General features: G+C 58.2%; 20 protein-coding genes. 8 read left to right on the forward strand and 12 right to left on the reverse strand.

Going from position 1 to position 23,953, the window contains the following annotated elements:
- Nucleotides 1-12: 12 nt before the first annotated feature.
- Together Q0Y21_RS02175 and malE are read left to right on the forward strand one after the other, a co-directional pair.
- Complete coding sequence (locus tag Q0Y21_RS02175) at nucleotides 13-945, forward strand: D-2-hydroxyacid dehydrogenase (protein ID WP_297791098.1); 933 nt, start codon at nucleotides 13-15, stop codon at nucleotides 943-945.
- A 151-nt stretch (nucleotides 946-1,096) separates the two neighbouring features.
- Nucleotides 1,097-2,314 carry a maltose/maltodextrin ABC transporter substrate-binding protein MalE gene (gene malE / locus Q0Y21_RS02180; RefSeq protein WP_297791100.1) on the forward strand — a complete coding sequence of 406 codons (1,218 nt, stop codon included), beginning with the start codon at nucleotides 1,097-1,099 and terminating at the stop codon, nucleotides 2,312-2,314.
- A 22-nt stretch (nucleotides 2,315-2,336) separates the two neighbouring features.
- Here the strand turns inward: malE and Q0Y21_RS02185 are convergent, their stop codons facing one another.
- Nucleotides 2,337-3,596, reverse strand: coding sequence for an outer membrane protein transport protein (locus Q0Y21_RS02185; RefSeq protein ID WP_297791102.1), 1,260 nt, complete (start codon nucleotides 3,594-3,596; stop codon nucleotides 2,337-2,339).
- Between the two features lie 202 nt (nucleotides 3,597-3,798).
- Between Q0Y21_RS02185 and Q0Y21_RS02190 the strand changes: the two genes are divergently transcribed.
- Nucleotides 3,799-5,118 carry a YihY/virulence factor BrkB family protein gene (locus Q0Y21_RS02190; RefSeq protein WP_297791104.1) on the forward strand — a complete coding sequence of 440 codons (1,320 nt, stop codon included), beginning with the start codon at nucleotides 3,799-3,801 and terminating at the stop codon, nucleotides 5,116-5,118.
- Nucleotides 5,119-5,135: 17 nt separating this feature from the next.
- Here Q0Y21_RS02190 and Q0Y21_RS02195 read toward each other — a convergent pair whose 3' ends face one another.
- From Q0Y21_RS02195 to Q0Y21_RS02210, 4 genes are all read right to left on the reverse strand, one after another.
- Nucleotides 5,136-6,170, reverse strand: a complete 1,035-nt coding sequence (locus Q0Y21_RS02195) for an HDOD domain-containing protein (protein ID WP_297791106.1) — start codon at nucleotides 6,168-6,170, stop codon at nucleotides 5,136-5,138.
- 96 nt (nucleotides 6,171-6,266) lie between these two features.
- The gene (locus Q0Y21_RS02200; protein WP_297792480.1) at nucleotides 6,267-7,496 is read right to left on the reverse strand and encodes a DUF445 family protein; all 1,230 of its coding nucleotides are present in this window, start codon (nucleotides 7,494-7,496) and stop codon (nucleotides 6,267-6,269) included.
- Between the two features lie 267 nt (nucleotides 7,497-7,763).
- Nucleotides 7,764-8,498, reverse strand: coding sequence for a 16S rRNA (uracil(1498)-N(3))-methyltransferase (locus tag Q0Y21_RS02205; protein WP_297791108.1), 735 nt, complete (start codon nucleotides 8,496-8,498; stop codon nucleotides 7,764-7,766).
- Nucleotides 8,499-8,500: 2 nt separating this feature from the next.
- Entirely contained in the window at nucleotides 8,501-9,850 is a 1,350-nt protein-coding gene (locus tag Q0Y21_RS02210) for an adenosylmethionine--8-amino-7-oxononanoate transaminase (RefSeq protein ID WP_297791110.1), read from the reverse strand.
- A 248-nt stretch (nucleotides 9,851-10,098) separates the two neighbouring features.
- Between Q0Y21_RS02210 and Q0Y21_RS02215 the strand changes: the two genes are divergently transcribed.
- Entirely contained in the window at nucleotides 10,099-10,587 is a 489-nt protein-coding gene (locus tag Q0Y21_RS02215; protein WP_297791112.1) for a DUF2505 domain-containing protein, read from the forward strand.
- A gap of 8 nt (nucleotides 10,588-10,595) precedes the next feature.
- Here Q0Y21_RS02215 and Q0Y21_RS02220 read toward each other — a convergent pair whose 3' ends face one another.
- The 7 genes from Q0Y21_RS02220 to Q0Y21_RS02250 all read right to left on the reverse strand — a co-directional run bounded on the left by Q0Y21_RS02220 (nucleotide 10,596) and on the right by Q0Y21_RS02250 (nucleotide 18,243).
- Nucleotides 10,596-11,342 (reverse strand): amino acid ABC transporter ATP-binding protein, encoded by a 747-nt coding sequence (locus Q0Y21_RS02220; RefSeq protein WP_297791114.1) that lies wholly within the window; start codon nucleotides 11,340-11,342, stop codon nucleotides 10,596-10,598.
- Between the two features lie 13 nt (nucleotides 11,343-11,355).
- A complete protein-coding gene (locus Q0Y21_RS02225; RefSeq protein ID WP_297791116.1) occupies nucleotides 11,356-12,027 on the reverse strand; it encodes an amino acid ABC transporter permease in 672 nt (223 codons plus the stop codon).
- A gap of 70 nt (nucleotides 12,028-12,097) precedes the next feature.
- Nucleotides 12,098-12,856 carry a transporter substrate-binding domain-containing protein gene (locus Q0Y21_RS02230; protein ID WP_297791118.1) on the reverse strand — a complete coding sequence of 253 codons (759 nt, stop codon included), beginning with the start codon at nucleotides 12,854-12,856 and terminating at the stop codon, nucleotides 12,098-12,100.
- Nucleotides 12,857-13,161: 305 nt separating this feature from the next.
- Nucleotides 13,162-14,031 (reverse strand): methylenetetrahydrofolate reductase [NAD(P)H], encoded by an 870-nt coding sequence (metF, locus tag Q0Y21_RS02235; protein ID WP_297791120.1) that lies wholly within the window; start codon nucleotides 14,029-14,031, stop codon nucleotides 13,162-13,164.
- Nucleotides 14,032-14,043: 12 nt separating this feature from the next.
- Entirely contained in the window at nucleotides 14,044-15,438 is a 1,395-nt protein-coding gene (ahcY, locus tag Q0Y21_RS02240) for an adenosylhomocysteinase (RefSeq protein ID WP_297791121.1), read from the reverse strand.
- Between the two features lie 467 nt (nucleotides 15,439-15,905).
- Nucleotides 15,906-17,096 (reverse strand): methionine adenosyltransferase, encoded by a 1,191-nt coding sequence (gene metK, locus Q0Y21_RS02245; protein ID WP_297791122.1) that lies wholly within the window; start codon nucleotides 17,094-17,096, stop codon nucleotides 15,906-15,908.
- A gap of 148 nt (nucleotides 17,097-17,244) precedes the next feature.
- A complete protein-coding gene (locus Q0Y21_RS02250; RefSeq protein ID WP_297791124.1) occupies nucleotides 17,245-18,243 on the reverse strand; it encodes a metalloregulator ArsR/SmtB family transcription factor in 999 nt (332 codons plus the stop codon).
- A gap of 191 nt (nucleotides 18,244-18,434) precedes the next feature.
- Here Q0Y21_RS02250 and tkt point away from each other — a divergent pair, with 191 nt between their 5' ends.
- The 4 genes from tkt to fba all read left to right on the forward strand — a co-directional run bounded on the left by tkt (nucleotide 18,435) and on the right by fba (nucleotide 23,947).
- The gene (gene tkt / locus Q0Y21_RS02255; RefSeq protein WP_297791126.1) at nucleotides 18,435-20,435 is read left to right on the forward strand and encodes a transketolase; all 2,001 of its coding nucleotides are present in this window, start codon (nucleotides 18,435-18,437) and stop codon (nucleotides 20,433-20,435) included.
- Nucleotides 20,435-21,469 carry a type I glyceraldehyde-3-phosphate dehydrogenase gene (gap, locus tag Q0Y21_RS02260; RefSeq protein ID WP_297791128.1) on the forward strand — a complete coding sequence of 345 codons (1,035 nt, stop codon included), beginning with the start codon at nucleotides 20,435-20,437 and terminating at the stop codon, nucleotides 21,467-21,469. The genes tkt and gap overlap by 1 nt, the downstream gene beginning before the upstream one ends.
- 28 nt (nucleotides 21,470-21,497) lie before the next feature.
- On the forward strand, nucleotides 21,498-22,658 hold the full coding sequence (locus Q0Y21_RS02265) for a phosphoglycerate kinase (RefSeq protein WP_297791129.1): 1,161 nt from the start codon (nucleotides 21,498-21,500) through the stop codon (nucleotides 22,656-22,658).
- Between the two features lie 224 nt (nucleotides 22,659-22,882).
- The gene (gene fba, locus Q0Y21_RS02270; RefSeq protein ID WP_297791130.1) at nucleotides 22,883-23,947 is read left to right on the forward strand and encodes a class II fructose-bisphosphate aldolase; all 1,065 of its coding nucleotides are present in this window, start codon (nucleotides 22,883-22,885) and stop codon (nucleotides 23,945-23,947) included.
- Nucleotides 23,948-23,953 lie beyond the last annotated feature (6 nt).

Below are 23,953 nucleotides of genomic sequence, written 5' to 3' on the forward strand. Positions count from 1 at the left end.
AAGGAGAAACGAATGAAAGCGGTTTTCCTCGATGCCGATACCCTCGGTAAAGACGTCGATCTGACGCCCATTGAAACCGTTACCGGGGGCCTCGTGAAGCATGAACGGACAACACCGGAACAGGTGCTTGAACGGATTCGTGGCTTCGACACCGTCGTCGTGAACAAGGTCGTGCTCAACCGCGAACACTTTGAGGCCTGCCCGGAACTTAAAACCATAGCCGTGGTGGCGACCGGACTCAATAATATCGACCAGACCGCTGCCAAAGAGCATGGTATCCGGGTGATGAATGTCACCAACTACGGCCGCTCCACCGTGGCTCAGCACACCATGGCGCTGATGCTGGCGCTGGCCACGCGCCTGCTGGACTACGACCGGGACGTGCGGGCCGGGCGATGGGGGCGAAGTTCGATGTTCTGCCTGATGGATCATCCAATCATGGAGTTGGAAGGGCGGACCCTGGGCATTGTCGGCTATGGCGATCTGGGGCAGGGTGTCGCTGAGCGGGCCCGGGCCTTTGGTATGAAAATTCTGCTGGGCGCACGCCCCGGGCAGGAGCAGGGCGAAGTGGATGGGTATCCCCGGATACCAATGGACGAGTTGCTGCCGCAGGTGGATGTGCTGTCGCTGCATTGTCTGCTGACGGATGAAACCCGCAATCTTATCGGCGCCACCGAACTGAGGAAAATGAAGCGTGATGCGCTGCTGATCAACACCTCCCGGGGCGGGCTGGTGGATGAACAGGCGCTGGCGGACGCACTGCGAGCCGGAACCATCGCTGGCGCCGGCTTTGATGTGCTGACCGAGGAACCTCCGCGCCATGGCAATCCGCTGCTGGCGGACGATATACCCAACCTGATTGTGACTCCACACTCTGCCTGGGCGAGCCGGGAGGCAAGGCAGAGGATTGTTGAGATTACGGCACGTAATCTGTCCTCGGTCTGATTGATCGGGTACTCCCCCCTTACTCACCCCCTAAAAAATGGTAGCCGTATGACGCGGCTGCCGTTCCCTGTTGCTTACACTGCCTGTGAAATGCCCCAAGTTAGGGCATAAGTTTCACTAACGCTCCAACAATAACAACAGGGCGATACCTATGATCAGACCCATCCTGGCTCTTGCGCTTTCTGCCATTCTCTTTTCTATGCCGGCTCTGGCTTTCGAACGCAATGAACTGCTTATCTGGATCAACTCCGACAAGGGGCATCAGGGCCTGGCCGAAGTAGGCCGGCGCTTCGAAGCGGAAACCGGTATCCCGGTCACCGTGGAAACCCCGGATGATCTCACGTCCGAGTATGATCACTACGGCTATTCCTCAAAGGCGCCGGATATTGTGATCTGGCCACATGATCGCTTTGGTAGCTGGATCAATGAGGGGCATCTGCGGCCTATTGAACCCTCAGAGCAGGTCCGTGCGGCCATAGCTCCCTTCGCCTGGCAGGCGGTTTCCGTGGGTGAACGGGTGTATGGCTATCCGATTGCACTGGAGGTGGTCAGCCTCCTCTATAACAAGGATCTCGTAACAAATCCGCCCTCTACCCTGAAGGAAGTCAAAGCCGAGCATCGTCGCCTCAGTGCCCGGGGTATTGAAACCATCTCATGGGATTACAAGAACGTGTACTTTTCCTGGCCGGTATTTGCCGGTTCCGGGGGGTACAGTTTTGGCGTGGATAACCAGGTCTATGACCTGTCCGATGTGGGAGTGGCTACCGGTGGCGCTGTCGGCGCGGTGAAAGGCATCAAGAATATGCTGGATTCCGGTGTGTTAGCGAAAGATGCGGACTACGGGTCCATGATGGACGGCTTCAAGGCTGGCAAGACGGCCATGATCATTAATGGCCCCTGGGCCTGGAGTGAAGTACGGGACGCCGGCATCAATGTTGGCATTGCCGATGTGCCCACCGTCACGGGTGAACCTGGCAAGCCCTTTGTAGGGGTGCTGTCAGCTGGAGTCAGTGCGGTTTCCACCAATCACGAGCTGGCCCGGCGTTTCCTGGAAGACTACCTGCTGACGAATGACGGCCTGCACGCGGTGAATGACGACAAGCCACTGGGCGCTGTGGCCCACCTGGACGTCGTGGAATCCCTCAGTGCAGACCCGTTCATCGATCACACATTCCGCTCCGCCAGCCGTGGTGAAATCATGCCCAACATTCCTGAAATGAAACGCTTCTGGGACCTGATGACCATTCGCTTTGCCGGTATGCTTGAGGGTGAATACCCCATAACATCCACGCTGAACGAAGCCGCCGACCGACTCGAGCGGCTTGATGACATGCGGGGCTGGACACGCCGGCACTATGTTACCAACTGAGTGGACTGGCCCTTGCTGAGAGTCAGAAGGTATAGCCCAGGCTCGCCGAGAGTCCGAACTGGTACATACTCAGCTCTATGGTTTGACCGGGGCCGAGCGGATTCTCGCCCTTCAGTTTTTCCTCGGGCGTGTAGAAGGCCATGCCGGACACCTCGAGATCCTCGCTGAAGCGGTGGGTGAAGCCGCCGGTAAAGTGCCACTCCGGAACCGCCGGGGCCAGAATGTTGAACAACACCTCCTCATCGGGGATCGGTTGATTACCGTAGCTCACACCTGCACGCCAGGTGTGAGCGTTGCTCTGTTGCCATTGCCAGCCGAGTTTCACAATAGTCATGTCATCCCAGCCAAAGCCTGCTCCATCATCGTCCCCAAGGCGGGCAGTTTGTATATTGGGCTGGAAGGGGTTGCCTACGCTGTTGATCTCGCTGTAGCGGATGTGTTGCAGGTCGATCGCGATCCAATGATCCTCAATACCTGACCAGGCAAGCCCTGCGGTGAACATCTGTGGCATATCGAAATCACCCTGCTTGGCAAACAGGCCTTCGTACTTGTTGAATTCCTCCATTTCCAGGATCGTTCGCCAACTCAGGCCACCGCGCAGGTTTTCAGATAGCTCTCCCTGCCAGCCGATCTGAAAACCATAACCCCAGGCTTCGTCGGTTCCCTGGTTGCTCAAGGCATCCGGGTTAGCGGAGAAAGCACCAAAACTGGCCAATCCCTCGGCCTTGAAACGCTGATAGGCGATCATCGGAGAAAAGCCAATGGCCTGGTTATCGGCGAATTTCCACGACCAAGTGGGCGCAATGAAAAGCTGTTCCAGATTGACGCCTGCCGTGCCTGCGCCAAATACCCCTCCATTCTCTCCACTGTATTCGGTGTTCATGCCACCATTGGCAAATATCGAAATGCCGAGAGCGTGGTCGTTACCAACCTGCCGGTTTACACCAAAGTGCGGAATGGCGAAGAGATTGTTGCGGCTTTTTCGCGTTCCCGGTGCGAGGTAGAAAGTTCCCTCGGGAGGTTCAGCCACGCCACCCTCTACGGTGAATTCTCTGCGCGGTGAGAACAGTTCCACGCCACCGTCCACTCGGTTGCCAATAAAAGCCATGCCAGCAGGGTTTGTAGCGGCGGCAATGCTGTCCTGGGAAAGCGCGGTGGTGGCGCCAGCCATGCCCGAACTGATGGTGCCATAGCCGAGTTTGAAATAGCCGTTGGTTGCCAAGGCTTGTCCGGGCATGAGGATGGTCATGGCCAGGATGCTGAAAAGATTCTTCAACCGCATAATGAAGCACCTGTCTGCGTTGATCGGGTTGGTCGGAGGAGGGCTTTATACACACAGAAAGGCATAAGTAGAAGTATCATAATGCTATATTGATATTATGAGGCCCTGTGAGACATACGAGGCAGAGAATATTGGGCATAGTGTTGAAACTTGGGGCGAACTGCCCATACTTTGAGCACTACTCTGAAAAACAGGATGTTATGTGGCTTCCTTTCAGTTAAAAGACCGGCTTTATGCCGCGGAAAAGTGGATTCTTGCCAATCCCAATCCACCCCAGAAGTGGCCGTGGACCTGGCTCTATAAAACCGGGCGTAGCTTGTACGCACTGATCCGCGATGTGATCAGTGGCAACCTGACACTGCATTCCATGAGCCTGGTGTACACCACGCTGCTCAGCATAGTGCCGCTGCTGGCTCTGAGCTTCTCGGTGCTCAAGGCCCTGGGAGTGCACCAGAAGCTGGAGCCATTCCTGTTCCAGTTCTTTGACCCCATGGGGCCGCAAGGGGTGCAGATTGCCGAACAGATTCTGAGTTTTGTCGACAATATAAAGGTTGGCGTGCTCGGGTCTGTGGGTCTGGCGTTGTTGGTGTACACGGTGATTTCGCTGGTCCAGAAAATCGAGCGTTCCTTCAACATGATCTGGCGTGTGCCGGACATGCGCTCCATGGCACAACGGTTCAGTAACTACCTGAGCGTCATCATGGTTGGCCCCTTGCTGATGGTGTCTGCCATCGGCGCGACGGCTACCATTTTCTCTTCCAAATTCGTGCAGACATTGGTCGAGATTGAACCTTTTGGTTCGTTGATCATTGTCGTCAGTCGGTTTACGCCATTCTTCCTGGTGGTGGGGGCATTCACCTTCGTGTATGTCTTTATCCCCAACACCCGGGTCAAATTGCGTTATGCCTTTATCGGTGGTCTGGTGGCAGGGGTATCCTGGCAGGCTGCGGGGATGCTGTTCGCCTCCTTCGTGGCGGGTTCCGCCAAATATGAGGCTATCTATTCCAGTTTTGCCATCGGTATCATTCTGCTGATCTGGATTTATCTCAACTGGATGATCTTGCTACTGGGCGCCAGCTTGTCGTTCTACATGCAGAATCCCGGGTCCGTGGCCAAGCGTCATAAGGTGCAGTTATCTCCTGAACTGCAGGAAAAAGTGGCCCTGACGTTGATGTGGCTGGTTGCCAAACCGTTTAGCGAAGGTAAGCCGGCGCCTCAGCAGGAGTCGTTGGAGCAGCAGTTGAGGGTGCCGGGGGAAGTCACCCGAGGGGTCAGTGACAAGCTCATTCGGGCAGGTTTTCTGACGTTGGCCGGTAAACAGGGGGATCAATTGACGCCGGGACGGTCACTCGACCTTATTTCGGTCGGCAATGTACTGGAGGCTGTTCGACACGATGAGGATCGGGTGGTTGATCGCCTGCCGCCGGTGATTCCGGAGGGGCTGCGGTATCGCTCCGCAGCCGATGACTCGGTTACCTTTGCCGAACTGCTGAGCACCGGGCGAGGAGAAAGCAACGCCTGATCGGTGAGGGCTCACGGTCAGGCGGGGGAGTTGCTGTTTTCCAGCATTCGGAGCAGCGCTTTGCGAACCGACGCAAACTGCTCCTCATCCAGACGAATCAGGCTGAGAAGTTTCTCTTCCGCCAAATTACGCTGGTGGGCATGACGGAGCGCTTCACGGGTCCCCAGGATCATGCCGTCATTCAACGGAGTATGTTGCTGCTCGGGGGCGGGGCGCTCGGCGGCCAGCAGGTAGGCGTGGTATTTGGGGGGAAGGTTCCAGTCATTGGCCAGCAGTTGGGTGGTTGTCCAGTGGTAGCGGGCCAGCGCATGCCGGATCACGGCCGGTTCCGGTTCCTCCCTGTGCCCGTTGGCGAGGTAAATACGATGTATTTCCCTTCGTAGCGTGATGTAGGACAACGCCGGAAGGAGCCCCACCATAAAGTGCGCGCTGGTGTCCTGCCCCTGTATTTTGGCGATGAGTTCCGCCGAGCGGGCGCATGCCAGCCCCCAGCGCCAGACCCGTTGCGCAAACAGGGCCTCTCGGCTGTTCCGGGCAGCCATCATTGGCCGCAGAACCGCTGCTGAAATGACATTCCGGATACCGTCAATGCCCAGCACAAACACCGCGTGGTCCACGGATTCGATGGTTTGATCGCCGGGCTTGAAATAGGGGCTGTTGGCGATCTGCAGCAGTTGGTCAGTGAGGGACGGATCGCTGAGTATGATCTCGGTCACCTGATGGCGGTCTGACAACTCGTCTGACAGCGCTCGCATGAGCATCGGGAGTGTCAGCGGCTGGCGTGGCAATTCTTCCAGGGACTGATCGTGCAGGCGTTGTTCAAGCTGCTCCAGTAACGGCGCGATTTCAGGGTTGCTGGTTTTGAGTGCGGAAGGTGGCGAGTCCAGCAACCAGCAGAAAAGGTGATTTTCCAGATTATGCACCAGGAGCGAATCCTGCTCCGCGGTGGAGGGTTTGCCAGCTACCGGATTGAACAGTCTTGGTTCGGGAGTGTGGGGTTCAGGCCCTGTGGCCGAAAACAAACCTGATATCCAGGAGAAAATGCCTGGCATCCAATGCCTCCAGGTCGGTAGGTCGTCAATAGGTACGTACCCGCTACCTGCCAGTATAGAGGCGTTACTAATCTGTGCACAGAAAAACGGCCCCGGTTAGCCCAGGGCACCGCCGAATACGAAGACCAACTGGCCAGCACCTGCAACCATTCCCAGGAATGCGCCCACCAGAATGAGTTTGATTTCATCTTCCTGGAAGCAGGGGCGAAGCAGGTCCTGGAATTCCTCCGATGACAGGGCAATCATCCGCTCAACCATGATGGATTTAACCGCCTGGGCCCGGTCTTTTTCGAACATCGGGTTATTGAAAGAAGACTGGGAAATTTCGATGGCTTTAAGTCCCACCTTGTTTTTCAGGGTGGCGAAGCCGGTTGGCCCAAAGGCCATCTGGGTTAATGCCTTGCCCAGGCCCGCGGTTTCATCCACCAGCGGCTTGATGTGTTTCTTGACCATATTGCGGGCGCGATCACTTTTGGGACCCTCAATGATGGCGTTAATAATGTTGCCAACCGTCAGGATTTCGTGGGTCACAATGTGACAGAAGGACTCTGCCACTTCGTTCTGGCGTTTGAGGAACAGCCCCTGTAATCGTATCGGCCCGATTTTCTTCTCGTACAGAGGCCGGAAAATCACGTTCAACGCGATCCAGTTGGTGGCGTAACCGACCAGCAAGCCGAAAAACGGTAGCACCCACCAGCTTTGGTAGAAATACCACACCACCATTTGCACCAGGCCGAACAGGAACCCGAAGTAGAGGCCGGAATTGACGATGAAGCGAAACTCGGCATCGCCGCATTCCAGGAAGATGCGGTTCAGCAGTTTCTTGTCCTTGGCAAGGCGGTCAATGACCATGCCCTTGATATCCAACAGGTCTTCGATGTTGTTGGAAATATCATCCACCAGGTTATCGACCAGTTGGGGGGTGGCCCTGCGAACCCTGTCATAGACCATTCTTCGCGCAGAGTTAGGCAGGTTTTCCCAGAATGTCGGGTATTCCCGCAGCATCATCTCGTCGACATATTCTTCGATGCGGGGGTCGGCGGAATGCACGATGTGGGCGGCCAGCACCTTGGGATCGATCTGCTGGAAGATTTCGTCGACGGTGCCGATCTTGGAGATGGTCGCGTCCACGCTGATGGCGGCCATTTTCCGGGCTTTGGAAGGGATGATGCCCTGCCAGCCGAGTAACGGTGGTTTGCCGATAAATTCCAGGGGGTAAAATGTCATTTTGATGGCAAGCCAGTTGGTGCTCCAGCCGATCAGCGCGGCAATGACTGGGATGCTTAGGTATTGCCAGAATTCGGGATTGGTAAACAGACTTGTCATCCGGTACTCGCGTTTGTTCGTTGTTGGTGTTTTGGTTCCGGCTACGTTACGGGGAGAATTCTCCAAAACACGCTCAGGCACGTCCATGTGGCGCTTGGGCTCCGCCATCCATGGCTCCGCACAGTTTTGGAGAATCCTCCCCGTAACGCAGCTCAAATCACGGAGTTGTCCTCAACAGTTCTTCTGCTCGACAGCGATAATGTTTGTCAGCCCGCGTCCTGTCAATGACTGATAAGCCAGGCAAAGGCGGCGTCACAGTCGGTGTGCTCAGCTGCCGATGTCGCCCCAGAGCCACTGACACAGGGCCATGGCGGCGATCGGAGCGGTTTCTGTTCGCAGTACCCGCGGCCCGAGAGCAACCGGCAGGAAGCCGCTGTTTTCAGCTTCCGCTATTTCTTCAGGGCTCAGGCCCCCTTCCGGACCGATCATCAGGGCGACGCGAGAGGGTTGGTTCATGGAATCGAGGGACTGTTCCGTGCGGTGGTGCAGTACCAGCCTCAGGTCGCAGTCCCCGGTGTGTTCAAACCATTGCGCCAGGGTCATGACCGGGAGAATCTCCGGCACACGGGCCCGGCCGCATTGTTCGGCGGCGCTGATGGCGACTGACTGCCAGTGGCGCAGGCGTTTTTCCTCACGGTCACCTTTGAGCTTTACATCGCAGCGTTCCGTTGTGAGGGGGACGATGCGGGTCACTCCCATTTCCACGGCTTTCTGCACAGCATAGTCCATGCGGTCGCCCTTGGAGAGGGTCTGGCCAAGGACGATGTCCAGTGAGGATTCGGTGGCGTTCGCGACCGGGGTTCCTACCTGGACATCGACCTGTTTCTTGTTGGCATTGGTGATAGTGGCAGGGTAGTCGTTGCCGTCGCCATTGAACAGTCGCAGTGCCTGGCCGGGCTGCATACGCAGCACCCGGCCAACGTGCTGGGCGGCGTTTTCGTCCAGCGCGGTTGTGCTGCCGTCACTCAGTGGCGAGCGGGTGTAGATTCTCGGAACGCGCATGCTCAGTCCCTGACGGCGATCTCAATACCTTCGGTCGCCACCTGACCGAGGTGGCGGATCTGCTCCTCGGTAATGATGTACGGAGGCATGAAATACACCACGTTACCCAGCGGACGAAGCAGGGCCTGGCGTGTGAGGGCGTGTTGGTAGACCTTGATGCCGCGTCGTTCCTGCCAGGGGAACGGAGTCTTGTCGGCCTTGTTCTTGACCATCTCCACGGCCAGTGTCATACCGTGCTGGCGGATGCCGCCTACGTTCGGGTGATCTGCCAGGTGGGCCACCGAGTCCGCCATGCATGCGGACAGGCGCTTGTTGTTCTCGATGACGTTGTCATCCCGGAAGATATCCAGGGTGGCCAGGGCGACCGCACAGCCAATGGGGTTGCCGGTGTAACTGTGGGAGTGGAGAAACGCCCGCAACGTCTCGTAATCGTCGTAGAATGCCTGGTACACGTCATCGGTGGTCAGCACCACGGACAGCGGCAGGTAACCCGCCGTCAGTCCTTTCGACAGACACATGAAATCCGGCGTGATGTCTGCCTGTTCGCAGGCGAACATGGTGCCGGTGCGGCCGAAGCCAACGGCAATCTCGTCAGCAATCAGGTGCACACCGTAACGGTTGCAGGCTTCCCGCAATTTGGTGTGATACACGGGATGGTGCATGCGCATGCCACCGGCACACTGAATCAGTGGTTCCACCACGACGGCACAGATTTCCTCGTGCTTCTCGGCGAGCAGCTTGTCCATGGCCTCGAACTGACGCAGGGCGTATTCCTCGTCGGTTTCGCCCGCTTCCTTGTTCCAGGCATCCGGAGAAGGTGCGGTGAGCACCTCCATCAGAAGCGGCTGGTAGGTGTCCTTGTAAAGCGCAACATCGCCAAGTGCCAGGGCACCGAGGGTTTCGCCATGGTAGCTGTTGCCAAGATTGACGAAATTCTTCTTGCCGGGCTTGCCCTGGTTTTTCCAGTAGTGGTAGCTCATCTTCAGCGCGGCTTCGATGGCGGACGAGCCGTTATCGGCATAGAAGCATTTATTGAGGCCCGGAGGGGTGACTTCAATCAGGCGCTCTGACAGGTTGACCACGGGCTCGTGGCTGAAACCTGCCAGGATCACGTGCTCGAGCTTTCCGATCTGTTCCTGGATGGCCGCGTTGATGCGCGGGTTGGCGTGGCCGAAGAGGTTGACCCACCAGGAGCTGACGGCATCGATGTAGCGGTTGTTCTCGAAATCTTCCAGCCAGACCCCTTCGCCCCGTTTCACCGGAATCAGCGGCAGGGTTTCGTGGTCTTTCATCTGGGTGCAGGGATGCCAGACGGATTTGAGGTCCCGTGCGACGAGATCGGCGTTGCGCATCTGTGAGTCTCCTATCGGCCCGGTAAAGGGATCGGTAGCTGATGAATCAAAAGGTTCACCATGATACTTGGCCGAGGTGCGGCCTGCCAGTGTCCTGGCCGGCTCATTCGTCAACGTCGTGAGCGACACGGGGCGCTAAAGTGTGACCTGTATCACTCTGGCTACGCAGCCATCAGGACCTGACCTGACGGCCAATGTTTGCAGGCACCGCCCCCGTAACAATCTCCCTATACTTTTTGGAGGCCGTTATGGAACTGGAGCTGAAACATCCTTACGAGGCGGGCCTTGAGCATGTGCTGGGCGCCTTCTTCGACGAGAGCCGCATCATCGAGAAAAACCGGAAGCTGGGTTCCCGCAAGGTGCGTGTTGTGGAACTGAAACGCGATGATCTGTCGGCAAAACTTGTGATAGAACGCGAAATGATGACGTCTGCTGAAGTGCCGGGCATCCTGGCCAGTTTTCACCGTGAGTGGAATCAGGTGCGTCAGGAGGAACACTGGTTCCGCAAGGACGATTCCGAGTGGCACTGTGAATTCCGGGTGCACATTGAAAATGTGCCAGCGAAGATTCAGGGCATCATGAAACTCCAGGGGTCGTCTGAGACTTGCACCAATCACGTCAGCCTGAACGTGCGATGTGACGTGCCGTTGCTGGGGAAAAAAGTGGCCCGCTTCCTGGCGGAAGACTCCCGCGTCAAAATTGAGCAGGAATACGACGCCCTCCGCCAGCTGCTGTAACCTCGGTCCTAGTGCGCCAAAACCCGGGACAGGAACGCCTGGGTGCGCTCGTTCTGCGGGTTGTCGAAGACGTCGCCGGGTTTGCCTTCCTCGACAATCTGGCCTTCATGAATGTAAATGACCCTATCCGCCACTTCCCGGGCGAAGCCCATTTCGTGGGTCACCACCATCATGGTCATACCTTCTTTGGCCAGCTCACGCATCACGTCCAGCACTTCACCGATCATTTCCGGGTCGAGCGCTGATGTGGGTTCATCGAACAACATCAGCCGTGGTTCCATGGCCAGCGCCCGGGCAATGGCGACCCGCTGTTGCTGGCCGCCGGACAGCTGGCTTGGGTACTTGTCCGCCTGGTTGCCGATACCTACGCGGTTAAGCAGGCGCTCGGCGGTGGCGTTGGCGATTACCTGAGAGGCCTTCTTCACTTTCATCGGCGCCAGCATGATGTTCCTTTTCACCGTCAGGTGAGGGAACAGGTTGAACTGCTGGAACACCATGCCCACTTCCTTGCGGATTTCCGCCAGCGCTTTCTGGTTGCCGCCTTTCGGTGCGAGTTCATTGCCATCGACCACAAGTTTGCCGGATTCATACTCCTCGAGGCCATTCACGCAACGAATCAGAGTGGACTTGCCGGAGCCACTGGCCCCGATGATGACGACAACCTCGCCGGCTTCCACTGTGAGGTTGATGTCCTTCAGAACATGAAGTTTGCCAAAGTACTTGTTCATGCCCTTCATTTGCACAATTTGTGTCATGGGTACCTTTCCTTCAGACAGAAGCCAGCCCGCGACGCTCAAGGAGTCGTAGCAGTAGTGAGAGGGAGAGGGTGATCATCAGGTAGAGGCAGGCCACCACAAAGTAGACCTCGAAGGCCGTAAAGGTGTTGGCAATATAAACCTGACCCTGGCGGACCAGTTCACCGACACCGATGACTGAGAACAGGGAGGTATCTTTGATGCTGACAATCGCCTGGTTGCCGAGCGGGGGTATCATCCGCCGGAATGCCTGGGGCCAGATGATGGACCAGAACGTCTGGGATCGGGAGAGACCCAGTGACAGGCCTGCCTCGGTCTGGCCCTTGTCGATTGACTGGACGCCGCCGCGCACCACTTCCGAGATATAGGCGCCGGAGTTGAGGGCGATGGCTGCGATGCCAGCAGTCAGTGGGTCAATCGGATTGCCAATCAGGTCGGGCAGACCGTAGAAGATAAACAGCACCTGAACCAGGATGGGGGTGCCGCGGAATATTTCGATGTAGGCGGTTGCCGGCCAGCGCAGGAACCATTTCTTGTTGATACTCAGGAGGCCGAAAATAATGCCCAGCACAAAGCCGATGGCGAGGCCGCCAAACGAGATCAGCAGAGTGTAGGGAACCCCTTTTAGCAGGTAGGGGATGGAATTGATGGCCGCTTGCCAGTCAAACTGAAACTGGAATTCCACAATGGTTGTCTCCGTCGGATGGGGAGTTACCTGCCGGGGCGCCTGGCGCCCCGGCTATGGTGCCAGAGGGTTACATGTCTTCAGGCATCGGGCCGAACCACTTCTCGTAAATTTCCTTGTAGGTGCCGTCTTCTTTGATGGAGGCCAGTGCTGCGTTGACCTCGTCAAGCCATTCACTGCCATCCTTCAGCGCAATGCCATACTGCTGACCTTCGTACAGAGGGCCAACCGTCTTGACCTTGCCTTCGCCCTTGGTGCTGGCGAAATAACCGACGTTGGGCGCGTCATAGAAAACCGCGTCCACCGCACGGGACATCAATGCCATGTACATGTCGGAGCTGCCCGGGTAAGGGGTCACCCCATCGTTTTCATCCAGCGTCCTGGTCAGGTAGTCATAGCTGGTGCTGCCGATCTTGGTGCCGATTTTCTGACCATTCAGGTCCTCCATGGTCTTCACGGAATCATTGTCTTCGCGCACCAGAATGCGTAAACCGGAATCGTAATACGGATCGGAGAAATCAACGATCTCTTCGCGCTCTTCAGTAATCGTGATACCGGCAATGGCAATGTCCACGTTGCCTGTTTGAAGGGCCGGAATGATGCCATTGAAATCCATGGTGTTGAGGTCAATCTCGAACCCGGCCCGGTCAGCCACCTCGCGAATGATCTCCATGTCGAAACCAATCATTTCACCGGTTTCCTGGTCCATCATTTCAAAGGGTACAAAACTGGGGTCGGTCACGACTTTCAGCGTTTCAGCGCTAACGGTTCCCGCGGCCACGGTCATTGCCAGTGTGGCACCGAGGGTTTTCAGCCATTTCGTGCTCATGCTTTCTCCTTGTCTTCTTATGGAGCTCCGTTTGCCCGGTAAGGCAAGCCAAAAGGCACAGTTGGTGACAGTGTCTTTCGGGGAGCGTTAATGGAACTGCATCAAAATAACCTTAGACCATTAACAGGAGAAATGCAGGAAATCAGGTGGTTAGAGGTTGGTCCCCCTCTCCCCGGCCCTCTCCCGCGAGGGGAGAGGGGGATCTTGCCGGCGCCTGAGGGAGGGAGCGTTGCTGGCGCTTGGGGATGTGTAAGCCCCTCTCCCCTCGGGGGAGAGGGGTTGGGGAGAGGGGGAAAGCAAGGCAATCAGAAAGCAATCTTCTCCCGCTCACCAATCCCCAGGTTCTCCCAGATGCGGATGCTGGGCTGAGCCTGGTTCAGGGTGTAGAAATGCAGCCCGGGCGCACCGGCCCTGAGCAGCTTGTCACACATTTCTGTGACCACTTCCTCGCCGAACTTGCGGATCGAATCGCTGTCGTCACCGTAGGCTTCGAGCTGCTTGCGGATCCAGCGGGGAATTTCCGCACCGCACATGTCGGAGAAGCGCACGAGGTTGGAGAAATTGACGATGGGCATGATGCCCGGCACCACCGGTATGGTAATGCCCATTTTCTCCAGGCGATCAATGAAGTAGAAGTAGCTGTCCGCATTGAAGAAGTATTGGGTGATAGCGCTGTTGGCGCCGGCTTCCACCTTGCGGGCAAAGTTCTTCAGGTCTTCCTCGGCACTGCGGGCCTGGGGGTGAAACTCGGGGTAGGCCGCCACTTCCAGGTTGAAGTGGTCGCCGCTGTGCTCGCGGATAAACTCCACCAGCTCGTTGGCGTAACGAAGTTCACCCGCGGCTCCCATACCGGAGGGCATGTCGCCCCGAAGGGCGACAATCCGGCTGATCCCGTTCTCTTTGTACAAATCCAGCAACTCGCCGATGTCCTTGCGGGTGCCACCCACGCAGGACAGGTGCGGAGCCGTGGAAATGCCCTGCTTGTGCAGGTTCAGTACGGTTTCAATGGTGCGGTCCCTGGTGGAACCGCCGGCACCAAAGGTGACCGAGAAGAAATCCGGATTCTCCTCGGCGAGCTGGTTTCGCACGTTCTGCAGCTTTTCCTTGCCCTGGTCGGTCTTGGGCGGGAAAAATTCAAAGCTGAAACGGCGTTTGAACTGTTTCTGGGATTCCATCTTGATATCCGATCAGTACTTGTAGCTTTCCGGCTTGTACGGGCCTTCGACCGGTACACCGATGTATTTGGCCTGTTCCGGGGTCATCTTGGTGATCACGCCATCAAAGCCTTCCACCATCGCGCGGGCGACTTCCTCGTCCAGCTGCTTCGGCAGTACCTGAACGTATACACCCTTGGAACGGGCGTCTTCCGGCAGATCGGCGAACTTACGCTCGAACAGGTACATCTGCGCCAGCACCTGGTTGGCGAAAGAACCGTCCATAATCCGTGACGGGTGACCGGTGGCATTGCCCAGGTTCACCAGGCGGCCTTCGGACAGCAGAATCAGATGGTCGTTGACGGCCTTGTCGCGATACACCACGTGCACCTGCGGTTTGACCTCGTCCCACTCCCAGTTCTTGCGCATGTAGGCAGTGTCGATTTCGTTGTCGAAGTGGCCGATGTTGCACACTACGGCGCCGGTCTTCAGGGCCTTGAGCATGTGAGCGTCGCACACGTTCATGTTGCCGGTGGTGGTGACCAGCAGGTCGGTGTTCTGCAGCAGGTCACGATTGATGCCGGCCTCGGTACCGGTGTTGACGCCGTTGATATACGGGGACACCACCTCGAAACCGTCCATGCACGCCTGCATGGCACAGATCGGGTCAGCCTCGGTGACTTTTACGATCATGCCTTCCTGGCGCAGGGAAGCAGCGGAGCCTTTGCCCACGTCACCGTAACCGATCACCAGGGCTTTCTTGCCGGCCAGCAGATGGTCGGTAGCGCGCTTGATGGCGTCGTTCAGGCTGTGACGACAACCGTACTTGTTGTCGTTCTTGGACTTGGTGACGGCGTCGTTGACGTTGATGGCCGGCACTTTCAAAGTCCCTTCGCGCAGCATCTCCTGCAGACGGTGAACGCCGGTGGTGGTCTCTTCGGTGACACCGTGGCAGTTGGTCAGGATTTCCGGGTACTTTTCGTGGAGCAGGGCGGTAAGGTCGCCGCCGTCGTCCAGGATCATGTTGGGTTCCCAGCCGTCCACGTCAGCACCGACGGTGCGCTCGAGGCACCAGTCATACTCTTCGTCGGTTTCGCCTTTCCACGCGAACACGGGGATGCCCTGCGCGGCGATGGCGGCAGCAGCCTGGTCCTGGGTGGAGAAGATGTTGCACGATGACCAGCGCACGTCGGCGCCCAGCTCGACCAGCGTTTCGATCAGCACGGCGGTCTGGATGGTCATGTGAATACAGCCCATGATATTGGCGCCTTTCAGCGGCTGCTCGGCTTTGTACTTCTCGCGGAGCTTCATCAGGGCAGGCATTTCGCCTTCAGCAATCTTGATCTCTTTACGGCCCCAGTCGGCCAGGGAGATATCGCGGACTTTGTAGTCGTTGAAACTGTTCAGTTGTTCTGCCGGAGTGCTCATTTTGTGCTCCTGTCGTTTTGGCTCTGGGAGTTTGGTTCTCCCTGGCCTCTTGATTTGGTGGCGTCGGGAGCGGGGATTTGCTTTCGCGGAACCGCTACGAGCACATCCATGTGCGCTTCTCTCAGGCCATCCTTGGCCTTCGAAATTCCGCGAAAGCAAATCCCCGCTCCCTAGTTCAAACTGTGGGCGCATGTGGTCAAACAATACGCCGTAAAACGTGTTCTGGGCCTCCCGAAATTTGGAGGGAGGTATTCAGTATTTCTTGATCAGCCCTCACCAACTCTGCAAAGCGGTGGTGAGGCAAGTCCTTCGGGGACTATCTTCGGCCAAGGATGGCCGAAGCTAAGCGCCCATGGATGGCTCGAGCGTGTCCCCGAAGGACTTGCCTCAGCGCCGCCACCCCCAAGAGTGACGGGCCGGGCCTAAACAACGGTCTAACTCCAGAAGTCAGACCTACAACAACCACATCAAATACCAGCAGCGTCCTTAAGAGCCGCGGCACGATCCGTCTTTTCCCATGGGAAAGCGGTGAAGGTCTTGCCGCCAACGGTCATCTCATACGGCTCGCGACCAAAGTGACCGTAGGCTGCTGTGGCCCGGTACATCGGGTGCAGCAGGTCGAGCATTTTGGTGATGGCATACGGACGCAGATCGAAGTTCTGGCGCACCAGTTCGATGATCTTGTCGTCGCTGATCTTGCCGGTGCCGAAGGTGTTCAGAGAGATCGACGTCGGTTGTGCCACGCCGATGGCGTAGGACACCTGGATCTCGCACTGGTCGGCCAGACCGGCGGCGACGATGTTCTTGGCGACGTAACGACCGGCGTAGGCGGCGGAACGGTCAACCTTGGACGGGTCTTTGCCGGAGAAGGCGCCGCCGCCGTGGCGTGCCATGCCGCCGTAGGTGTCCACGATGATCTTGCGGCCGGTCAGGCCACAGTCGCCTACCGGGCCGCCAATCACGAATTTGCCGGTCGGGTTGATGTGGAACTGGGTGTCTTTGTGCAGCAGCTCAGCAGGCAGGGCGTGCTTGACGATCAGTTCCATCACCGCTTCTTTCAGGTCTTCCTGGGAAACGTCTTCGTCGTGCTGGGTGGACAGAACCACAGCGTCGATACCGGAAACCTTGCCGTTTTCATAGCGGCAGGTGACCTGGCTTTTCGCATCCGGGCGCAGCCAGGGAAGCAGGCCGCTCTTGCGGGCTTCGGCCTGGCGCTGGACCAGACGGTGCGAGAAGGTGATTGGCGCCGGCATCAGCACGTCGGTTTCGTTGCTGGCGTAGCCGAACATCAGGCCCTGGTCGCCGGCACCCTGGTCTTCCGGCTTCTGGCGGTCAACGCCCTGGGCGATGTCCACGGACTGCTTGCCGATGATGTTGATCACGCCACAGGTGTCGCCGTCGTAACCCACGGTAGAGGAGGTGTAACCGATGTCCTTGATTACGTCACGCACCAGATCTTCCAGATCGACCCAGGCGCTGGTGGTGATTTCACCGCCGACGATGGCGACGCCGGTCTTGACCATGGTTTCACAGGCAACACGGGCGTGGGGATCTTCTGTCAGGATGGCATCCAGAACGGCGTCCGAGATCTGGTCGGCCAGTTTGTCCGGGTGGCCTTCAGAGACCGATTCGGAAGTAAAGATGCTGTAATCAGACATAGCGTTTGCTCCTCTGTGAGCGTTTCAAATTCGTACCGGTGTGCGCCGGTTGTGGCACTTTCCGGTGACCGGGTTTGTTGGTTTTAACAAGGATACGTAAAACTACGTATCTATATATCAAAATTTGTTGATATTGCGTTTGTCCGGATCAGCCGGTGGTGGTTTTCCAGAATTCTCGCACCTGCACCTGAAAGCCGTTGCGCAATCCTATAAACAGTTGCTCGCCGGCCGTCAGCCCGGCGTCTGCCGCCCAGGCGGTCAGTTCCTCGGGTTCGAAGCCTAGCCAAAGGTCACCGCAGTTGTCCTTGGCCCAGTCCTGGTCGTGACTGCACAGGTCGCTGACCACAAAACAGCCACCGCCGTTCATCAGCGCGGCGGCATCAAGAAATATGTCCGCCGGGCTGGGAACGTGGTGGAGCACCATGTTCGCCACCACCAGGTCAAAGGCGTCACCCCGGGCCAGCAGGTTGTCGGTGACGCCCTCGATCAGGTCGACATTATTAAGGCGTTCGTCAATGCAGGTACGAGTGGCCTTGGCCAGCATGTCGCGGGAGTTATCCAGCGCCACCACGTGCTCGCAGATCTTCGCCAGCACCGGCAGGAACGCACCTTCACCCGGACCGATTTCCAGGGCGGTCTGCCATGGGTGTCTGTCGGCCCGCTTTCGGATCAGCTCTGCGACGGGCCCGGCGTATAGATCAAACGCGGCAATCAGTTCCTGTTGCTCGCGGAACTGCTCGGCGTGACGCGAGAAAAACGCCTGTGACTGGCTCGCCCGCTGGGTGCGGATGGCCTCAATTTTCTCTTCCAGGTGCGACGGCAGGGGAACCTGGTCCACGGCCTCGAATACCTGGCGAATGGTCTGGTCCGCGAGCTTGTCGCTGTCCAGGCTCAGCGGGCGACGATAGAAAATCGCGTTACCTTCCCGCTGGGGCTCCAGCAGACCGGCCTTGTGCATCACCTTGAGGTGATGGCTCATGCCCGATTGGCGCATCTCGAACAGTTGGCTCAGCTCCAGTACGCCGAACGTATCCCGACGCAACACGCGCAGAATCTCCAGGCGCAACGGATCCCCGCTCGCTTTGTAGATCGGGGCCAGGGCGTCCAGGGAGGACAGATTGGCGTGATGCGTGTTCATCGAAGTCATGGTTGGCAAGTTTAGGTGTGTTTGGTTGGTCAATCAATAGCCATATCAAAAAAAATTGATATAGATGTTTGGTTCCATGGATTCGGCTGTTTCGGCAATCCCGATTTGCCCCGGCACACACTAATCGGCGAAAATACGCGCCTTATTTTTGAGCAGCTCTATTTGTCCCGATAAACACTGGAGAAACGTCAATGCCGTCTCGTAAAGATCTCGCCAACGCCATTCGCGCGCTGAGCATGGATGCGGTTCAGAAAGCCAAGTCCGGCCACCCGGGTGCGCCCATGGGTATGGCGGATATCGCCGAGGTACTGTGGAACGATTACCTGAGCCACAACCCGGCCAACCCGCAGTGGGCCAACCGCGACCGCTTCGTGCTGTCCAACGGTCACGGCTCCATGCTGCAGTATTCTCTGCTGCACCTGAGCGGGTATGACGTTTCCATCGACGACCTGAAGAACTTCCGTCAGCTGCACTCCAAAACACCGGGCCACCCGGAATACGGATACACCCCGGGCGTTGAGACCACCACCGGCCCCCTGGGGCAGGGTTTCGCCAATTCCGTGGGTTTTGCCCTGGCAGAGAAAGCCCTGGCGGCGCAGTTCAACCGTCCCGGCCACGACATCGTTGACCACTACACCTACACTTTCCTGGGCGACGGCTGCCTGATGGAAGGTATCTCCCACGAAGTGGCTTCTCTGGCCGGCACCCTGGGGCTGGGCAAGCTGATCTGTTTTTACGACGACAACGGCATTTCCATTGATGGTGAAGTGGAAGGCTGGTTCACCGACGACACGCCCAAGCGTTTCGAAGCCTATGGCTGGCAGGTGATTCCGGCGGTTGACGGTCACGATGCCGACGCCGTCCGCGCTGCGATCGAAGCCGCCCGCGCCAACACCGATCAGCCCACGATGATCTGCTGCAAGACCATCATCGGCTTTGGTTCCCCCAACAAGCAGGGCAAGGAAGATTGCCACGGCGCCCCGCTGGGTGACGACGAGATCGCCCTGACCCGCGAACAGCTGGGCTGGACTCACGGTTCTTTCGAAGTGCCGTCAGAAATCTACGCCGAATGGGATGCCAAAGAGAAAGGCGCCTCTGCGCAACAGGCGTGGGAAGAGAAATTCGCTGCCTACGAAAAGGCCGAGCCGGAACTGGCGGCCGAATTCAAGCGCCGCATGGCCGGCGATCTGCCTGCCGATTTCTCTGAAAAGGCACAGGCGTACATCCAGGAGTGTCAGGACAAGGGCGAAACCGTCGCCAGCCGCAAGGCCTCCCAGAACACCCTGAACGCCTACGGTCCGCTGCTGCCGGAACTGCTGGGTGGTTCCGCTGACCTGGCCGGCTCCAACCTCACTATCTGGGGTGGCTCCAAAGGCGTGACTAAAGAAGACGCCAGCGGCAACTACATCTACTACGGTGTGCGCGAGTTCGGCATGGCCGCCATCATGAACGGCATCGCCCTGCACGGTGGTTACGTGCCTTACGGCGCCACCTTCCTGATCTTCATGGAATACTGCCGCAATGCCGTGCGCATGGCAGCACTGATGAAGCAGCGCTCCATCTTCGTGTTCACCCACGACTCCATCGGCCTTGGTGAAGACGGCCCCACACACCAGCCCATCGAGCAACTGGCCAGCCTGCGCACCACGCCGAACATGAGCACCTGGCGCCCGGCTGACACCGTGGAATCCGCGGTGGCCTGGAAAGCCGCCCTCGAGCGCACAGACGGCCCGACCGCCATGGTGTTCTCCCGTCAGGGACTGCCACATCAGGAGCGTGATGCCCAGCAGCTGGCAGATGTGGCCAAAGGCGGCTACATCCTGTCCGACAGCGAAGGCATGCTGGACCTGATCCTGATTGCTACCGGCTCCGAAGTAGCCCTGGCTCAGGACACCGCCGCCAAACTGCGGGAGCAGGGCAAGAACGTACGCGTGGTGTCCATGCCGTCCACCGACACCTTCGATGCCCAGAGCGCCGACTACAAGCAGAAAGTGCTGCCGCTGGAAGTCACCAACCGCATCGCCATCGAAGCCGCCATTGCCGACTACTGGTACAAGTATGTGGGCCTCGACGGCCGCGTGGTCGGCATGACCACCTTCGGTGAGTCTGCACCGGCCGGCGAGCTGTTCAAGGAATTCGGCTTCACCGTCGACAATATCCTGGAAGTCGCTGCGGAACTGCTGGACGCCTGATGAGCAACAGAAAGCCTTTTCGCATCGCGATCAACGGATATGGCCGGATTGGCCAGTGCGTGTTGCGCGCGCTGTATGAAAATGGCTATCGCGATCACCTTCAGGTGGTCGCGATCAACGAGCTGTCCGACATCGAAACCATCGCTCACCTGACCCGCTATGATTCCACCCATGGCCGATTCCAGGGTGAGATTGCGGTGGAGGGTGACAACCTGGTGGTGAACGGCGATCCCATCCGCATTTTGCGGCATCCGGAACCCTCGGACCTGCCATGGCGTCTGCTGGATGTGGATCTGGTGCTGGAGTGCTCCGGTGCCTATTCCGACCGCGCGACTGCCCAAAAGCATGTGGACGCGGGCGCCCAGCGCCTGCTGTTCTCCCAACCCGGGGAGCCGGATGTCGACCGCACGGTGGTGTTTGGCATTAATGAAGGCGAACTGACCAACGAGGACGTGATCGTCGCGGCTGCCTCCTGCACGACCAACTGCCTGGTGCCGGTCATCAAGGTACTGGACGATGCATTGGGCGTGGAGCAGGGCAGCACGACCACCATCCACGCAGCGATGAACGACCAGCCCGTCATCGATGCCTATCATCATCAGGATTTGCGTCGCACCCGCAGTGCGCTGCACAACATCGTGCCGGTGGACACCGGACTGGCCAAAGGCATCGAGCGGCTGTTGCCCCACATGGAAGGCAAATTCAGCTCGGTTGCCATGCGGGTACCGACCATGAACGTATCCGCGATCGACATGGTGGTGAATGTCCGCAAGCCAACCACGATTCAGGCAGTGAACGAGTTGCTCAAAGGCGCGGCGAGAGGACCGCTGAAAAACATCCTCGGATACACCGACGAACTCCTGGCCAGCTCCGATTTCAACCACGACGCCCATTCCGGCGTGGTTGATGGCGGCCAGACCCGGGTGACCGGGGAAACCATGGTGAAAGTGCTTTGTTGGTTCGATAACGAATGGGGCTTCGCCAACCGAATGCTGGATGTCAGCGAGCGCTGGCTCAAAAAAACAGGCAACTAAACCAAGATCAGATCAAGGGAAGAAACCAATGGCCATCAAAAAAATGACCGACCTGGACCTCGCCGGCAAGCGGGTCCTGATCCGCGAAGACCTCAACGTGCCGGTAAAAGACGGCCAGGTCACCAGCGACGCCCGCATCCGCGCGTCACTGCCCACCATCAAGGCAGCCAAAGACGCCGGTGCCAAGGTCATGCTGATGTCACACCTCGGCCGCCCGGAAGAAGGTGTCTACGACGAAGCCTCCTCCATGAAGCCCGTCGCTGACCACCTCACCAAAGTGTTGGGCCAGGAAGTGCGCCTGATCAAAGACTACCTGGACGGCGTTGAAGTCGCTGACGGCGAAGTCGTCCTGTTCGAAAACGTCCGCTTCAACAAGGGCGAAAAGAAAGACAACGAAGACCTCGCGAAACAGTACGCCGCCCTGTGCGACGTCTACGTAATGGACGCCTTCGGCACCGCCCACCGCGCCCAGGCCTCCACCCACGGTGTAGCAAAATTCGCCCCCGAAGCCTGCGCCGGCCCGCTGCTGGCGGCTGAACTGGACGCCCTCGGCAAAGCCCTCGACAACCCGGCCAAGCCGGTCGTCGCCATCGTCGGCGGCTCCAAAGTCTCCACCAAACTGGACGTCCTCAACGCCCTGGAAAAAGTCTGCGACTCCATCATTGTAGGCGGCGGCATCGCCAACACCTTCCTGGCCGCAGCCGGTCACCCGGTTGGCAAATCCCTGTGCGAACACGACCTGGTCGACACGGCCAAGGAAATCGCCTCCCGCGTGGAAATCCCACTGCCGGTAGACGTGGTTGTGGCCAGCGAATTCGCCGAAACCGCCACCGCCACCACCAAGAACATCGCCGACGTCAGCGACGACGACATGATCCTCGACGTTGGCCCCGAAACCGCCGGCAAATTCGCCGACGTACTGAAAAACGCCAAAACCATCCTGTGGAACGGCCCGGTCGGCGTCTTCGAATTCGACCAGTTCGGCAACGGCACCAAAGCGCTGGCAGAAGCCATCGCCGAAAGCGACGCCTTCTCCCTGGCCGGCGGCGGTGATACCGTGGCGGCCGTTGACAAGTACGGCGTTGCTGACAAAATCTCCTACATCTCCACCGGTGGCGGCGCGTTCCTGGAATTCGTGGAAGGCAAAACCCTGCCGGCAGTAGCAGTACTGGAAGAGCGCGGCGCCTAAGATTTTTGGCCTTAAAGGTCAGGCGCAAATTATTTAGTCAGAATCGCAAGGAGGGTGGGAATCGTTTTCGCGGAATTTCGAAGGCCAAGGATGGCCTGAGAGAAGCGCACATGGATGTGCTCGTAGCGGTTCCGCGAAAACGATTTCCACCCTCCGCAGCAGACTCCAAAAGTCTGCAACACAAAAGAATTCAACTACCAAACGTCCAACGAAGGAGACGACCCATGGCCCTGATTTCGATGCGGCAAATGCTGGATCACGCCGCCGAGCATGGTTACGGTGTGCCAGCCTTTAACGTCAACAACCTGGAACAGATGCGCGCCATCATGGAAGCCGCCGACAAAACCGACTCCCCGGTAATTGTCCAGGCCTCCGCCGGAGCCCGTAAATACGCCGGCGCCCCCTTCCTGCGCCACCTGATCCTCGCGGCCATCGAAGAATTCCCCCACATCCCGGTCGTCATGCACCAGGACCACGGCACCAGCCCGTCCGTGTGCCAGCGCTCCATCCAGCTCGGCTTCAGCTCCGTCATGATGGACGGCTCCCTGGGTGAAGACGGTAAAACCCCGATGGACTACGAATACAACGTAGACGTCACCCGCCGCACCGTCGAAATGGCCCACGCCTGTGGCGTCTCCGTCGAAGGCGAACTGGGTTGCCTGGGCTCCCTTGAAACCGGTCAGGCTGGTGAGGAAGACGGCATCGGCGCCGAAGGCACTCTGGACCACAGCCAGATGCTGACCGATCCGGAAGAAGCCGCCGACTTCGTCAAGAAAACCCACGTCGACGCCCTGGCCATCGCCATCGGCACCAGCCACGGTGCCTACAAGTTCACCCGTCCGCCGACCGGTGACATCCTGGCCATTGACCAGATCAAAGCCATCCACGCCCGCATCCCGGACACCCACCTGGTCATGCACGGCTCCAGCTCCGTTCCCCAGGACTGGCTGGAAATCATCAACCAGTACGGTGGCGAGATCCCGGAAACCTACGGCGTGCCGGTTGAAGAAATCGTTGAAGGTATCAAGCACGGCGTTCGCAAGGTCAACATCGACACCGATCTGCGTCTGGCCAGCACCGGCGCGGTCCGCCGCTTCCTGGCCGAAAACCCGGCCGAGTTCGACCCGCGCAAATTCCTGAAGGAAACCATGAAGGCCATGACCGACGTGTGCATCGCACGCTACGAAGCCTTCGGTTGTGCCGGCAACGCCAGCAAGATCAAACCGATCAACCTCGAGCGCATGTTCGAGCGTTATGCCGCTGGCGAGCTGGACCCGAAGGTCAAGTAAGCATTC

The organism is uncultured Marinobacter sp. (genome assembly GCF_947259545.1).
Taxonomy (GTDB): domain Bacteria; phylum Pseudomonadota; class Gammaproteobacteria; order Pseudomonadales; family Oleiphilaceae; genus Marinobacter.

Coding starts and splice junctions, on each gene's coding strand:
- Q0Y21_RS02175 (WP_297791098.1), top strand. CDS start 13: ATGAAAGCGGTTTTCCTCGATGCCGATACCCTCGGTAAAGACGTCGAT.
- malE (WP_297791100.1), top strand. CDS start 1,097: ATGATCAGACCCATCCTGGCTCTTGCGCTTTCTGCCATTCTCTTTTCT.
- Q0Y21_RS02185 (WP_297791102.1), bottom strand. CDS start 3,596: ATGCGGTTGAAGAATCTTTTCAGCATCCTGGCCATGACCATCCTCATG.
- Q0Y21_RS02195 (WP_297791106.1), bottom strand. CDS start 6,170: ATGCCAGGCATTTTCTCCTGGATATCAGGTTTGTTTTCGGCCACAGGG.
- Q0Y21_RS02200 (WP_297792480.1), bottom strand. CDS start 7,496: ATGACAAGTCTGTTTACCAATCCCGAATTCTGGCAATACCTAAGCATC.
- Q0Y21_RS02205 (WP_297791108.1), bottom strand. CDS start 8,498: ATGCGCGTTCCGAGAATCTACACCCGCTCGCCACTGAGTGACGGCAGC.
- Q0Y21_RS02210 (WP_297791110.1), bottom strand. CDS start 9,850: ATGCGCAACGCCGATCTCGTCGCACGGGACCTCAAATCCGTCTGGCAT.
- Q0Y21_RS02215 (WP_297791112.1), top strand. CDS start 10,099: ATGGAACTGGAGCTGAAACATCCTTACGAGGCGGGCCTTGAGCATGTG.
- Q0Y21_RS02220 (WP_297791114.1), bottom strand. CDS start 11,342: ATGACACAAATTGTGCAAATGAAGGGCATGAACAAGTACTTTGGCAAA.
- Q0Y21_RS02230 (WP_297791118.1), bottom strand. CDS start 12,856: ATGAGCACGAAATGGCTGAAAACCCTCGGTGCCACACTGGCAATGACC.
- metF (WP_297791120.1), bottom strand. CDS start 14,031: ATGGAATCCCAGAAACAGTTCAAACGCCGTTTCAGCTTTGAATTTTTC.
- ahcY (WP_297791121.1), bottom strand. CDS start 15,438: ATGAGCACTCCGGCAGAACAACTGAACAGTTTCAACGACTACAAAGTC.
- metK (WP_297791122.1), bottom strand. CDS start 17,096: ATGTCTGATTACAGCATCTTTACTTCCGAATCGGTCTCTGAAGGCCAC.
- Q0Y21_RS02250 (WP_297791124.1), bottom strand. CDS start 18,243: ATGACTTCGATGAACACGCATCACGCCAATCTGTCCTCCCTGGACGCC.
- tkt (WP_297791126.1), top strand. CDS start 18,435: ATGCCGTCTCGTAAAGATCTCGCCAACGCCATTCGCGCGCTGAGCATG.
- gap (WP_297791128.1), top strand. CDS start 20,435: ATGAGCAACAGAAAGCCTTTTCGCATCGCGATCAACGGATATGGCCGG.
- Q0Y21_RS02265 (WP_297791129.1), top strand. CDS start 21,498: ATGGCCATCAAAAAAATGACCGACCTGGACCTCGCCGGCAAGCGGGTC.
- fba (WP_297791130.1), top strand. CDS start 22,883: ATGGCCCTGATTTCGATGCGGCAAATGCTGGATCACGCCGCCGAGCAT.